This window comes from Streptomyces sp. TLI_185 (assembly GCF_003814765.1).
Taxonomy (GTDB): domain Bacteria; phylum Actinomycetota; class Actinomycetes; order Streptomycetales; family Streptomycetaceae; genus Streptomyces.
Genome location: NZ_RKRB01000001.1, coordinates 4,858,966 through 4,871,906, shown reverse-complemented (window position 1 = coordinate 4,871,906; position 12,941 = coordinate 4,858,966). Strand labels below are relative to the sequence as shown.

11 protein-coding genes are annotated in these 12,941 nt (G+C 68.6%); 10 read left to right on the top strand and 1 reads right to left on the bottom strand.

Translation table 11 applies throughout. The features are described from left to right. Window positions 1-154 precede the first annotated feature (154 nt). The 5 genes from EDD92_RS22325 (at window position 155) to EDD92_RS22305 (ending at window position 3,940) form a co-directional block, all read left to right on the top strand. Window positions 155-1,285 carry an NAD(P)/FAD-dependent oxidoreductase gene (locus tag EDD92_RS22325; RefSeq protein WP_123965967.1) on the top strand — a complete coding sequence of 377 codons (1,131 nt, stop codon included), beginning with the start codon at window positions 155-157 and terminating at the stop codon, window positions 1,283-1,285. A gap of 128 nt (window positions 1,286-1,413) precedes the next feature. After that, window positions 1,414-1,851, top strand: coding sequence for a hypothetical protein (locus EDD92_RS22320; RefSeq protein ID WP_123965966.1), 438 nt, complete (start codon window positions 1,414-1,416; stop codon window positions 1,849-1,851). After that, entirely contained in the window at window positions 1,851-2,171 is a 321-nt protein-coding gene (locus tag EDD92_RS22315) for a transcriptional regulator (RefSeq protein WP_123965965.1), read from the top strand. Before EDD92_RS22320 ends, EDD92_RS22315 begins: the two co-directional genes overlap by 1 nt. A gap of 87 nt (window positions 2,172-2,258) precedes the next feature. Beyond that, window positions 2,259-3,173: an ATP-binding cassette domain-containing protein gene (locus EDD92_RS22310; RefSeq protein WP_123965964.1), complete on the top strand. Its 915-nt coding sequence runs from the start codon at window positions 2,259-2,261 to the stop codon at window positions 3,171-3,173. A 2-nt stretch (window positions 3,174-3,175) separates the two neighbouring features. Next, window positions 3,176-3,940, top strand: a complete 765-nt coding sequence (locus tag EDD92_RS22305) for an ABC transporter permease subunit (RefSeq protein ID WP_123965963.1) — start codon at window positions 3,176-3,178, stop codon at window positions 3,938-3,940. 102 nt (window positions 3,941-4,042) lie between these two features. On the opposite strand, the gene EDD92_RS49935 is transcribed toward EDD92_RS22305, so the two are convergent. Next, the gene (locus tag EDD92_RS49935; RefSeq protein WP_185124095.1) at window positions 4,043-4,204 is read right to left on the bottom strand and encodes a hypothetical protein; all 162 of its coding nucleotides are present in this window, start codon (window positions 4,202-4,204) and stop codon (window positions 4,043-4,045) included. A 362-nt stretch (window positions 4,205-4,566) separates the two neighbouring features. Here EDD92_RS49935 and EDD92_RS22300 point away from each other — a divergent pair, with 362 nt between their 5' ends. The 5 genes from EDD92_RS22300 (at window position 4,567) to lanM (ending at window position 12,930) form a co-directional block, all read left to right on the top strand. Next, window positions 4,567-4,734 carry a plantaricin C family lantibiotic gene (locus tag EDD92_RS22300; protein WP_123965962.1) on the top strand — a complete coding sequence of 56 codons (168 nt, stop codon included), beginning with the start codon at window positions 4,567-4,569 and terminating at the stop codon, window positions 4,732-4,734. Window positions 4,735-4,788: 54 nt separating this feature from the next. Then, a complete protein-coding gene (locus EDD92_RS49930; RefSeq protein WP_185124094.1) occupies window positions 4,789-4,950 on the top strand; it encodes a class II lanthipeptide, LchA2/BrtA2 family in 162 nt (53 codons plus the stop codon). A gap of 362 nt (window positions 4,951-5,312) precedes the next feature. Beyond that, entirely contained in the window at window positions 5,313-8,033 is a 2,721-nt protein-coding gene (locus EDD92_RS22295) for a type 2 lanthipeptide synthetase LanM family protein (RefSeq protein WP_260326681.1), read from the top strand. After that, on the top strand, window positions 8,033-10,189 hold the full coding sequence (locus EDD92_RS22290) for a peptidase domain-containing ABC transporter (protein ID WP_123965960.1): 2,157 nt from the start codon (window positions 8,033-8,035) through the stop codon (window positions 10,187-10,189). Before EDD92_RS22295 ends, EDD92_RS22290 begins: the two co-directional genes overlap by 1 nt. Next, a complete protein-coding gene (gene lanM, locus EDD92_RS22285) occupies window positions 10,186-12,930 on the top strand; it encodes a type 2 lanthipeptide synthetase LanM (RefSeq protein WP_123965959.1) in 2,745 nt (914 codons plus the stop codon). Before EDD92_RS22290 ends, lanM begins: the two co-directional genes overlap by 4 nt. Window positions 12,931-12,941: the final 11 nt, after the last annotated feature.

Below are 12,941 nucleotides of genomic sequence, written 5' to 3'. Positions count from 1 at the left end.
ATTTTCTGGGCCACCCCGATCGCTGTCGGGTGGATGTAGGCGACTCGTCGGCGGCTGTCGGGCAGATGTAGGTGGCTCGTCGGCGGGGGCTGACACCTTCCAGGGACGGGGCCGCCCGGAGCTCGCCGGACGGCCAGATCCCTGAGGAGCCACCATGAACACACCTGTCACGATCATCGGCGCCGGACTCGGCGGTCTCACGCTCGCCCGCGTTCTGCACGTCCACGGCATCGAGGCCATCGTCTACGAGGCGGAGGCCTCCCCGTCGGCCCGCGCGCAGGGCGGGATGCTCGACATCCACGACTACAACGGGCAGCTCGCCCTCCAGGCCGCCGGTCTGATGGACGAGTTCCGCGCCATCGTCCTGGAGGGCCGCGAGGCGATGCGGGTCCTCGACCCGGACGGGACCGTCCTCTTCGACAAGGACGACGACGGCAACGGCGGACGCCCCGAGGCGATGCGCGGCGAGCTCCGGCAGATGCTGATCGACTCGCTCCCGGCGGGCACCGTCCGGTGGGGGCACAAGGTCAGCGGCACACGTGCCCTCGGCGACAGCCGCCATGAGGTCACCTTCGCCGACGGCACCACCCTGGTCACGAGCCTGCTGGTCGGCGCGGACGGCGCATGGTCACGGGTCCGGCCGTTGCTCTCCGACGCCACACCCACGTACACCGGCACATCGTTCGTCGAGACCTACCTGTACGAGGCGGACACCCGGCACCCCGCCGCCGCGAAGGCGGTCGGCGGCGGGATGCTGATCGCGCCCTCGCCGGGCAGGGAGATCTTCGCGCACCGGGAGAGCGGCGACACCCTGCACGCCTACGTGCACATGTCCAAGGCGCTGGACTGGTTCGCCGACGTCGACTTCACCGATGCCGCCGCGGCGACCGCGCGGATCGCCGCGGAGTTCGAGGGCTGGGCACCGGAGCTCACCGCGCTGATCACCGACAGCGACACCGCGCCGGTTCTGCGGGCCATCCATGCCCTGCCGACCGGACACCGGTGGGACCGGGTGCCGGGCGTGACCCTGCTCGGCGACGCCGCCCACCTCCAGGCCCCCAACGGCGAAGGCGCCAACCTCGCCATGCTCGACGGCGCCGAACTCGCCAAGGCCATAGCCGCGCACCCCGACGACACCGAGGCCGCGCTCGCCGAGTACGAGCAGGCCATGTTCCCCCGCAGCGCCGAAGCCGCCACCTTCGAAGGAGGAGAGATGCCCGGGATCGACTCCGAGGCCAACACCGCCCGCGGCCTGATCGACATGTTCACCGAGATGGGCCAATGAGCCGCCACTCGAGCCGCGAGCCCGAGCTCTCCGGCCGTGGTCCGCAAGGCGTCACTTTCCCCCGAGGAAAGTACGTGCTACTTTCCCTATAGGAAAGTTCGGTAGGTCGCGGGAAGGCAGGAAGCCTGATGAAGCCTGAGGATGCGCAAGCCGCATTGGACGACGTGCAGTTCCGGACCGAGCAGTCCCGCGGTGAGTACCTGCGGTACGGGTACTCCAGCGGCCAGCTTCTGGTCTCGGCACTGGTGTTGTTCATCTCCTTCGCCTCCTTCGACCTGCCGAACCCCTGGGGCGGCGCCGTGCTGTTCCCTGCCGTGGCGCTGCTCGTGACCCAGTTGGTCGTGTACCTGCGCCGAGCGCCCGTCCGTATGCCGCTCGGCAGCCGGGCCGCATTGCTCTCGGCCGCCGCCGGCGCCGCCCTGGTGGGCCTGTTCACGGTGCTGTCGGACGCAGCGGAGGCAGCCGGCGTACCGGTACCGCACACGATCGCCGGCGCCGTGCTGTCAGCGGTGGGCCTGCTGGTCGCGTACCGGGTGCGCGAGGGCAAGCGGCGGGGCGGGGAGTGATGGACAGCGACTTCAACGAGTTCCTTCACGTGCCCGCGCGGCTGACGATCGTGGCGCTGCTGGCGCCGGTGACCTGGGCGGAGTTCGGATTCCTGCGGGATGCCGTGGAGACCAGTGACTCGGCGCTGTCCAAGCAGATCTCCGCGCTGGCCGCCGAGGGATACGTCGACGTCCGCAAGGAGCGGGGTGTGGGTGTGCGGCGCACTCTGGTGCGGCTCAGCCCGGAGGGGCGGGAGGCGTTCCGCCGCCATGCCGCGGCGCTGGAACGCATCGCTGCCACAGCCCGCACCGGTGGACAGACGGACGCCGACGCCTCCTGACCGACGCCCGACCGGGCCCGAATCCCGACCCACGTACCAACGAGCCGGCTCCTGACCGAAGCACGGCTGAAAACGGGGATGCCAAGCATGATCGAAGTGCAACAACTCACCAAGTACTACGGGAGGACACTCGCCGTCGACGCGCTCTCCTTCCGTGTCGAGCCGGGCCGGGTGACCGGATTCCTCGGACCGAACGGCGCGGGGAAGTCGACCACGATGCGCGCCATGATCGGCCTCGACCGGCCGACGTCCGGGCGCGTGCTCGTCGACGGCAGCGGCTACGACGAACTCGCGGACCCCCTGCGCACCGTGGGCGCGCTGCTGGACGCACGCTCCCTGCACGGCAGGCGAACCGTACGCGACCATCTGCTGGGGCTGGCCCGCAGCAACCGTATGCCCGACAGGCGGGTCGACGAGGTGCTGGAGATCGTCGGCATGGCCGCCGCGGCGAACCGGCGCGCCAAGGGACTCTCGCTCGGGATGGCCCAGCGGGTCGGTGTGGCAGCGGCCCTCCTCGGTGATCCGAAGGTGCTCCTGCTGGACGAGCCGGTCAACGGTCTCGACCCCGAAGGGGTGCTGTGGATCCGGCAGTTGATGAAGAGGTTCGCGGCCGAAGGGCGGGCCGTCCTCGTCTCCAGCCATCTGATGAGCGAGATGGCGCTGACGGCCGACCACCTGGTGGTGATCGGGAAGGGCCGCCTCCTGGCGGACTCCTCCGTCGAGGAGTTCATCTCCCGCAACTCCCGTTCCGGCATCGCGGTGCGCACGCCTCAACCGGAGAGGCTGCGCGAGGTGCTGGCGGCCAGGGGCATCCAGGCCCTCGACGGACCCGACGGAACCATCGAGGTCCTCGGTACCGATGTGGAGACCCTGGGCGAGCTGGTGGCCGAGCAGCAGGTCACCGTCCACGAGATCAGCCGCAGGTCGGCCTCCTTGGAAGAAGCGTTCATGCAGTTCACCGCCGATGCCGTCGAGTTCCGCACGCAGCAGGAGGTGCGGTGACCATGACCTGGATCAAGTCCGCCGTGGCCTTCGAGTGGACCAAGGTGCGCACGCTCCGCCCGCTGCTGTGGAGCCTCGTCTGCTATGCCGCCCTGAGCGTGGCCGTCGGCCTGCTCACCGGCGTCTTCGTGGGTCGGACCTACACGCACAAGTCGGAGCTCTCGACGTTCGACCCCATCTCCACCGGCTACAGCGGGCTGCGGCTCGGCATGATCGCGCTGGTCGTCTTCGGGGTGCTGATCGTCAGCAGCGAGTACTCCTCCGGGACGATCCGCAACTCGCTGGCGGCGGTGCCCCGGCGGGGCGTCTTCTACGGCGCCAAGATGATCACCGGTGGGGCGGCGGCCCTGGTGTTCTCGCTCGTCGCCGTGGTGGCCGGCTTCTTCGGCACGCAGGCGACCATGGGCGCGAGGCTGAGCGTGTCCCTCACCGACGAGGGCGTTCTGCGGTCGCTCTTCGGAGCGGTCCTCTACACGACGCTGCTGTGCCTGTTCTGCATGGGGCTCGCCAGTGTGCTGCGGAGCTCGGCGCTCACGATGGGCATCCTGGTGCCGCTGTTCTTCACCGTCTCCACCATCCTGAGCAACATTCCGGGCGTGGAGCGGGTCGCGCAGTTCCTGCCCGATGTGGCGGGCGGTCTCGTGCTCTACCGCGACGTCCCCGGCAACACCGTCCTCAACGCCTGGACCGGACTGGGTGTGCTGGCCCTGTGGACCGTGGCGTCCGTGGCGGTCGGCTACTGGGCGGTGCGGCGCCGAGACGCCTGAGGGAGGTAACCGGGGCGACAGGCCCGGTGCCGTGACCACCGGCCGGGGCGCGAGCCTCGCAGCCGTGTGATCACGTGCACCGGGTCCTCGGCATGCCGCTCGCTAGCCGGCGTGAATGCCGGAGATGCCCACGGCCACGGTCTCGGTATCCGATCCCCGCCCGTACTTGGCCTTGCGCCTGGCCTTCTTGGCGGCCTTCTCGTCCGCCTTGCGGCGGGCGTCGTCCGCCTTCTGCTGGGCGTCCTTGGACTTCTTTCCGAACATGTCGGCTCTCCCCCTTCTCATGAGTCTGCGACTGCTTTTATCTTCCCTTCCCATGTTGCCGCACCGCATGCCCGGTGCGGCTTTTTTCTTTTCCCAGCTGTTTCTTGTTGTACGGCTTCACTGGTTCTTCACAGGGTGGTTTCTAATGCGGTGCCGATATTTGAGGTACCTCAAACAAGTGATCCAGATCACCATGTCTGATGTTGCTCGATGCATTAACGCCATGTAACTTCCAATGCGTTGCCTGACCAGCAACGACCGCACCGTCCTGACCAGCGAGTGCGAATAACGGGGATGTACGTCTGCACTTTTGCAGGCAAGACGTCCGACCATTTTTTGGTCGGAACGGGGGTGAATTACTTATGTCTTTCGACGGTGACGTCTCGCTTCTTGAGGAGATCGCCGAGCAGGACTTCGACGGTGTCGCCTACGGCGCTTGCACCACGAACACGTTCTCGCTCAGCGACGGCCTCGGCAACAACGGCGGTTGGTGCACGCTGACCAAGGAGTGCCAGCCCAACTGCAACTGACCCCTCACTGAGGCCAGTTGTCTGCCGAGCGATCTCTTCAAGGAGGTGAAAAACATGGAGAAGCAGGACTTCCTGGGCGCCTACGACGAGCTGGAGCTCATCGAGCTGGGCGAGGAGGAGGCGCACGGTGGTACCACCGTGCCGTGCTCCCTCGCGGTGTCGGTTGCTGCCAGCACCGCCTTCTGCCCCACCACCAAGTGCACCAAGCAGTGCTGATGCACAGCCGGTGAACCAGGGGCATTAAAAAGCTGATGGAGTGGGGATCGTGCAGTGATCCCCACTCCACCAGCCGACCATGGATTTTCCGTGTCCGCGCCCGACGGAGCATAGAACAATTGAATTCTCAACACAGCTTCTACCCGGAGTTCGACAGCGCGGAAATACGGGAGACGATCGAACCGCTTTCCGCGTTCGATGACGATCTGCTGTCGCATCTCACCATTCCCACACCGGAACCCGTCAGTAGTATATCATCCGCCGCTGTTCAGTGGGCGGCGGAGGACGAGCGCTACCCTTTCCAGCGGGTCATCCGTTCTCTCGCCACAGCCGTGTGCCATCCGGATCCACTGTCCCGGCACATGGAATTGTTTCACGACACTGACGAGATTATTCTTCAGCTGCTCACTCGCGCGGAAACTCGTCTCAAAGACACCTGTACCCGTTCCCTGGTTGCCGCGATCAACAAGGCATCGACCGAGGGTCGGCTGACCGGCGAGACCCCGCACGAGCGCTATATCTCCTTCGTCGGGGGTGACTGGTCCGACACGCTGTCAGACTTCCCTGCACTGCGCTCCGCATTCGGCCATCTGATCCGCAACACGGCCGCGGCCTTCGGGGAGTTGTGCGAGCGCCTGGCGGCAGACCGAGGGCTCATCGCCGATATTTTCGGCATCGCCCGGGACGACGTCGTCACCTCGATCGGACAGGCCGACGGGGACAGCCACGCGCACGGACGCAGCGTCTCCGTCCTGACCTTCGCGTCCGGTGCCCGGCTCGTCTACAAGCCCCGCGACATCTCCTGCGAGGCCGCCTATGAGCAGATCGTCGGATACGTCAACCGCACGGCGCAGACCGATCTGCCCGCGGCCAGGACCCTCGACCGCGGCGGCTACGGGTACGTGGAGTACATCCAGGCCGAGGACGTCTCGGACGTCTCCGCCCGGTTCATGAGGTCCTGCGGTGAACTCGGGGCCGTGCTGTACCTGCTGGACGCCCGGGACATGCACTTCGAGAACATCATCGCCACCCGGCGCGGCCCGGTGCCGGTCGACCTGGAGACGCTGCTGCACCCTGCCCGCGTCCACACCGGTCCCAAGCCGGAAGCGGACGGCAACGCCTACGAGACCATCGCCCGTTCCCTGTACGGCGTCGGCGTGCTGCCCCTTGTCTTCGCCGGGAAGGACGAGAACGCCGGCCATGTGGACCTCGGGTTCCTCGGCGGTGACAACCAGGGCACCGCGCCCTTCAAGGGCCTGACGTTCGAGAACCCCTTCACCGACCGGATCAGGATGGTGCTGGCGGCGCAGGAGGCGAAGCCGCGCAACACCGTCGTCCCCGCGGCCGGCGAGGAGGACATCCACGTCCTCGCCGAGCGGATGGCCGACGGCTTCACCGCGGTCGCCCACGCGGTCCTGCGCGACCAGGACGGCTGGGCCGGGATGCTGAAGCGGTGCGCCGCGCACCTGCGGATCCGCTACGTGCACAATCCGACGGCGCTGTACGCGCAGATCCTGCGGATGACCGCGTCGGCCGCAGCCATGGCCGACCCTGCCACCCAGCTCGCGCTGCTCAAGCGCATCGCCATCGCTTCGAAGACCTCGGACCGGGGCATCATCGTCTCCGAACTGCGGCAGCTGGCCGAGCGCGACGTCCCCTACTTCACCGCTGACGTCACCAGCACGGTGCTGCGGGACGCGGACGGCAACGACACCGGTGCACGCCTCGCCCAGACTCCGTTGGACCGGGCCCTGGCCAAGGCGGCCGGCCTCGACCGGTCCGCCATCGACCAGCAATTGACGCTGTTGTACTCCACCTTCTGCGCGCGCTTCCCGGACAACCACCTCACCAGCGCCAGGACCTGGGACACCGGCGCCGCCACCACCGAGCGGACCGCGCTCGAGGACCTCGCCCGTACGCTGGCCGACGACCTGGTCCGGACGAACCTGCCGGACAAGTTCGGCCACCTGCCGCGCACCTGGATCGGCCCGCTGGCCTCCGCGACGGCGGAGCGGCCCTGGCCGTGCGGTGTGCTCGGCTACGACCTGTACACAGGGCGCAGCGGACCCGCGCTCACTCTCGCGGCCGCCGCGCGGCTGTTCCAGGACGAGCGGTACGCGGAAGTGGCCAGGCAGATCTTCTCCACCAGCGCCGACATCCTGGCCGGCCGCCGGTACGAGCAGCGCAGCGTGCAGCAGACCGGGGCAGGCGCGTACACCGGCATGACCGGTCTGCTGTTCACCCTGCACGCCGCGGGCCTGCTGCTGGACGAGCCCGGCTGGGCCAAGGCCGCACAGGAGGCGGTTCCCCTGGCGGTCGGTCAGCTGGCGGAGAGCGACACGTCGGCCGACGTGATCAGTGGCGTGGCCGGAACAGCGGCGATGATCGCCGCCATCGGCGGTCCGCACGCCGAGGCCGCGGTGCCGGAGCTGGTGGGGCTGCTGTGCCGGATGGTCGAGCGGCCGCAGGCAGCGTGGTTCGAGCAGTCCGGGTTCGCCCACGGTGTCGCCGGAGTCCTGCACGCCCTCAGCGTGCTGCGCCCCGCCCTCATCGGAGAGGTCGTGGACAGGGCCGATACCGCGATCAGCACCCTGCTGGACCGGCTCGAGGCCTTCTACGACCCGACCGAGCAGAACTGGTTCTCCAACATCGCCACGCCGGAACGATTCTCCACCGGCTGGTGCCACGGCGCGGCCGGTATCTCGCTGGCCCTCGCCGCCTGCGCCGAGCACACCGGGCAGGACCGCGCCGAGCACTGGCTGAACCGTGCGGTGTCCAACACGCTCAGGCACGGGTTCGGACGCAACCTGACGTGGTGTCACGGCGACCTCGGCAACCACGACGTGCTGACCACCATCGCCGCCGCGCGTGCGGATCAGGCGCTGACCGCACGGGTCGCGGAGGTCGAGGGCGAGTGGCTGCGGCCCGGCGTGTTCCGGCAGAAGCTGGCCGACCGACGCAGCCGGTACGCGCACACCAACAGCGTCATGGTCGGCACGTCCGGCGTCCTGCTGCACCTGCTGAACCGGCTCTCCCCGGACCTGCGCAGCTCCCCGCTGTCGCTGACGATCGCGGGCCTGTGATGGGACACCGGGTACCGACCGTCACGCAGGTGACCCAGACCGAGTGCGGCCTGTGCTGCTGCGTCTCCGTCATGCGCTACCACGGCCGCAGCGAGGACTTCTTCTCCGTCCGCCAGGATCTGGAGGCGGGGCGGGACGGTCTGGGGGCGAAGCAGCTGGCCGACTTCCTGCGCTCGCGGGGCATGCAGACGAAAGCGTTCCGGGTCAAGGGCATCGACGCCCTGGCCTCCTTCACCGTCCCCGTGATTCTGTACTGGGAGGACTACCACTTCGTCGTCCTGGAGAAGTTCGACGGCCGTACCGCCACGATCATGGATCCGGCGGTGGGCCGCCGCCGGCTGAGCCGTGCTGACCTCCTGGACGGCTTCAGCGACATCGTCATCTGCCCGGAGCCGGGCCCCGGCTTCCGCAAGCAGTCGTTGCCGGCGACGAAGGACTGGCGCAGCATTCCGCTGTTCGCCGAGCAGTCCCGCTCCCGCATGGTGTTCGTGGCCCTGCTGTCGCTCAGCGGCTATCTCGCGGTGCTCGGCGTCCCGGCGCTGACGAAATGGGCGGTGGACCGGCAGGCCCACTGGCGGGACGTCACCGATCTGACCGTCGTGGTCGGCGCGGTGGCGGCGGCAGCAGCCGGGTATCTGCTGTTGTGGCTGGGGCGGGTCGTGGTCCTGTCGTCGCTGATCGCGGTCATGGGCCGCCATCTGATGGGCCACACCTTCCGCAGACTGCTGTCGCTGCCGTACAAGTTCTTCACCACCCGGCAGCCCGGAGAACTGGTGTTCCGGCTGAGCACCGTCAACGCCGTACGCGACCTGCTGTCCTCGCGGATCGCCCAGGGCGTCCTCGACGTCGGCACGCTGATCTGCATCAGCGGATACCTGTTCGTCACCGAGTGGCGCATCGGGCTCGTCGCCGCAGGCCTGTTCGCGGCCAACGCCTGTCATCTGTGGCTCACCCGCGTACGCGTGAAGGAGGTCACCGATGCGGAGATCAGCCAGCTCGCCAAGAGCCAGGTCACCCAGCTCGACGCGATCGTGTCGATTCCCACGATCAAGATGGGCGGCTACGCGGAGCAGTTCGCCGACGAGTGGGAGCAGACGTACCAGGACTCCCTCGATGCGATGCGGGCCCGCATGCGGCTCCAGCAGGGCTGGATCTCCGGCCTGGGGACCACCACCCAGATGTTCGGTCCCCTGGTGATGCTGCTGGCCAGTCTGTACTTCGTCTCCCAGGGCATGGTGTCGCTCGGCTCGGCCATCGCCGTGCAGACCGTCTCCGCCACCTACTTCTCGCTGTCGGCGTCGGTGTTCCAGATGTTCACCGAGTTCTCCGAGGCCTCCCGCTACATGGCGCGGCTCAGCGACATCACCGCGCACGAGCCGGAGCAGCCGGGCGGCAGCGTGCGCACGCTGAACGACACCTCCATCGCCCTGCACGAGGTGGAGTTCCGGTACACCCGGCACAGCAAACCGGTCGTCAGGGACGTCTCACTCGAGATCCCGGCCGGGGCCCGCGTGGCCCTGGTCGGCGCCTCGGGATCGGGCAAGTCCACCCTCGGCCGCCTGATCTGCGGTCTCCATCAGCCGACCAGCGGCCGGATCGATTTCGGCGGCCGGCCGATGAGCGACTACGAAACGGACTTCCTGCGCCGCCAGATCGGCTACATCCCCCAGGAGGTGCATCTGCACAACCGCACCATCCTGGAGAACCTGACTCTCGGTCAGGACATCGATCCGGCGAAGGTCCGCGAGTACTGCGCCTCCGTGGGTGTCCTCGACTTCATCGACGAACTCCCGATGGGCCTGAAGACCCTGGTGTCGGAGATGGGGGCCAACTTCTCCGGGGGCCAGAGGCAGCGACTGGCGATCGTACGGGTCCTGCTCCAGCAGCCCAGGATCATCGTCATGGACGAGGCGACGGCATCGCTGGACACCATCAACGAACGCCGCGTGTCGAAGCTCATCGAAGAGACGGGCGCCACGCAGGTGATCATCGCGCACCGGCTGGCCACCATCAAGAAGGCCGACTACATCTACGTCTTCGGCGACGGTCACGTCATCGAGCACGGCACCCACCACCAGCTCATGGAGAACCAGGCCGCGTACGCCGCCCTGTACGCCGACGCCGACTCCACCACCTTCATAGGCGAGACAGCATGACCGAACCATCCGTATCCATCGAGGCGTTCCTGCCGTTCTACACGCACATCCTCCCCTGGGACCGGTTCCGGCGGTCCCTCGCGCCGGAGGTCCAGGGCGTCGTCGCCGCCGAGGACCACGAGGCGATGGTGCGCCGGCTGTGGGAGGTCGTCGTCGGCACGGTCGAGGGACACTCGTACCGCACGCTGATCGGGGAGTTCCACCAGCACCGTCAGACGCGGGGGCTGCCGCCGACCGCGGACAGCGACACGGCGCTGACGTCGTTCTCCGAACTGCTGCGCGACGAGCGCCGGCGCACGGAGCTCCTGGCCCGGTACCCGGTCCTCGAACGGCGGTTGGACGGCGTCACCCGCAACATGCTCGACTCCTACCGGGAGATGCTCCGCGCGTACCGCGCCGACCGCCATGCGCTGGCCGAGACGTTCGGCCTCACGGCCGGCGAGACGATCACCGCGGTCGAGCCGTCCGGCTCCGACCCGCACAACGACAACCGCAGCGTCATGTTCGTCAGCACCAGCGGCGGCCATCACCTGGTGTTCAAGCCCCGCCCGCTGACCGCGGACGACTTCGCACGCGACCTGTATCGTGCCGCCTCCGCCCACCTGGCCCACTCACTCGAGCGGTGCGTGCCGGACTCGCTGTCCCGCACCGACCACGGATGGCAGCGCTTCACCCGTGCCGAGCCGATGGGCTCCGCCGGCCAACCTGCCCGCTACTTCTATCGGTTCGGTGCTCTGACCTGCCTGTTCAGCGCCATCGGGGCCACCGATCTGCACGACGAGAACCTGCTGGCGCACGGCGAGTACCCCTGCGTGATCGACACCGAGACCCTGCTCAGGGCCGATGCGGGCGTCGACAACGACACCCTGTCGAACACACTGATCAACCACATGAAGAACTCCGTGACGTCGACCATGCTGCTCCCGATGGTCAATCCGGACGCGGTGATCGACGTCATGGTCTCGGGCGTGGGCGTCCTCGGCGAGCAGCAGTCCCAGATGCGCAAGCCGGAAGTGGTCGACGGCACCACCGACGCGATCCGGGTCGAGTGGAACGGCTTCAGCTACAGCCACAGCATCAACGTGCCGAGGCTGGGAGAGACCGAGCTTGCCGTGACGGACTATTTCCCGGACATGATGTCCGGGTACCGGGACGCGCTGGAGTTCCTGCGCGGCGGCGGAACCGACCAGGTGCTGGCCGCCTACCCGGACCTGCCCGTACGGTGCGTACTGCGCACCACGGAGGTGTACGCCCGCTATCTGGACGCCTCCACCCATCCGAAATACCTGGGCTCCCAGTCCGAGACCGACCGGCTGTTCGGGCATCTGCACCGGTTCCCCCGGAAACTCCATGAGGAGCAGGCCGCCTGGTTGAGCCGTTCCGAGAGCGGCGCTCTGGACAGCGGCAACATCCCGTACTTCCTCACCCGCGGGTCCTCGACGGAGCTCGCCACCCACGCCGCCGCCGTCGACGGGTTCTTCAAGGTCTCCGCCCTCGACAACGCGCGCCGCGGGGTGCGCATGGCGCGCGAACGCCACGAGCGCTACCACCAGTTCCTCGTCGAGGAATGCCTCGGTGACCTGACCTCCACCCCGCAGGGCCTGTCGGAACACGGCGTGTTCGCGGGGGAGAAACTCGCGACGGCGGCCCCCGGCACCTGGGGCCTCCGCATCGCCGAGGTGATCGAGGACCTCGCCGTCCACGTCGACCGCCCCGACGGGAGCCAGGCCGGGTGGATCGGCAGCATCGGACCCGATCGCGGCGCGGCGACCATGACGCCCGGCAACTACATCTCCTTCCACGACATGGGGGGCATCCCGCGTCTGTTCCGCACTGCGGCGCGCGCCGACGAGAGGTTCGCACCCCTGCGGGACGCCGCCGACCGGGGCCTGGCCGCGCTGGCGCAGGACTATCCGCACACACTGGCCAACATCCCGGAGTCGGCGTTCTCCGGCCTCGCCTCCGTCCTGCCGGCGCGGCCCCACGCCGTGGACGAGGCCTGGCTGGACGCCCTCGTCCACGAGCTGGAACAGCGGGGCGAGAAGCTGGAGGCCGATGTCGCCAACGGGCCGGCGGGCGTGCTGATGCTGCTGCTGTCCCGAGCCGAGCAGGGGCTGCCCCACCACCGGCGGCACCTCGACGCCGTACGCCGGCTGGCGTTCCGCCCCGACCGCCCGGCACCCGACGGGACGGCGATGGAGCTCGCCCACGGCGAACTCGGCCTGTACTGGGCCAAGGCCCGCACCGGACGTGTCCTCGGGGACGAGCACCTCTCCCGGGAGGCCTTCGACTGGCTGACCGCGCATCTGGAGCAGTACGAGCCTCCGGTGATCGGCTGGTGCAAGGGGGCCGCCGGAGTCCTCCTCGCGGCCGGCGAGATCTGCCGGGCCGCCGGGCGCACCGACTGGCTCGTCGGGGGGCCGCTTCCCGAGCTGGTGCAAGCGGCGACCGCCCTGGAGGAGGGGCCGGTGGAGCTGTCGGTCTGTCACGGCACCAGCGGTGTGGTGCAGGCGCTCCTGGCCGCCGCCGCCTTCACCGGCGACGCCGGGCTCGTCGACCGGGCCCGCCACTACCAGGGCCGGGTCATCGCCCTCGCGCGCCGCCGCGGGTTCTACACCGGTGCCGCGGGCCGCTCTTCACTGCTCGGCTACATGCTCGGCTGGTCCGGCACAGCCGACACCGATCTGATGCTCGCTGCTCCGGGCCTCCCGCACGGGATTCCCGCCGCTCTGACCTGCTAGGAGGAAACCGG

Coding starts and splice junctions, on each gene's coding strand:
- EDD92_RS22325 (WP_123965967.1), top strand. CDS start 155: ATGAACACACCTGTCACGATCATCGGCGCCGGACTCGGCGGTCTCACG.
- EDD92_RS22295 (WP_260326681.1), top strand. CDS start 5,313: ATGGAATTGTTTCACGACACTGACGAGATTATTCTTCAGCTGCTCACT.
- EDD92_RS22290 (WP_123965960.1), top strand. CDS start 8,033: ATGGGACACCGGGTACCGACCGTCACGCAGGTGACCCAGACCGAGTGC.
- EDD92_RS22305 (WP_123965963.1), top strand. CDS start 3,176: ATGACCTGGATCAAGTCCGCCGTGGCCTTCGAGTGGACCAAGGTGCGC.
- lanM (WP_123965959.1), top strand. CDS start 10,186: ATGACCGAACCATCCGTATCCATCGAGGCGTTCCTGCCGTTCTACACG.
- EDD92_RS49930 (WP_185124094.1), top strand. CDS start 4,789: ATGGAGAAGCAGGACTTCCTGGGCGCCTACGACGAGCTGGAGCTCATC.
- EDD92_RS22310 (WP_123965964.1), top strand. CDS start 2,259: ATGATCGAAGTGCAACAACTCACCAAGTACTACGGGAGGACACTCGCC.
- EDD92_RS22320 (WP_123965966.1), top strand. CDS start 1,414: ATGAAGCCTGAGGATGCGCAAGCCGCATTGGACGACGTGCAGTTCCGG.
- EDD92_RS22315 (WP_123965965.1), top strand. CDS start 1,851: ATGGACAGCGACTTCAACGAGTTCCTTCACGTGCCCGCGCGGCTGACG.
- EDD92_RS22300 (WP_123965962.1), top strand. CDS start 4,567: ATGTCTTTCGACGGTGACGTCTCGCTTCTTGAGGAGATCGCCGAGCAG.
- EDD92_RS49935 (WP_185124095.1), bottom strand. CDS start 4,204: ATGTTCGGAAAGAAGTCCAAGGACGCCCAGCAGAAGGCGGACGACGCC.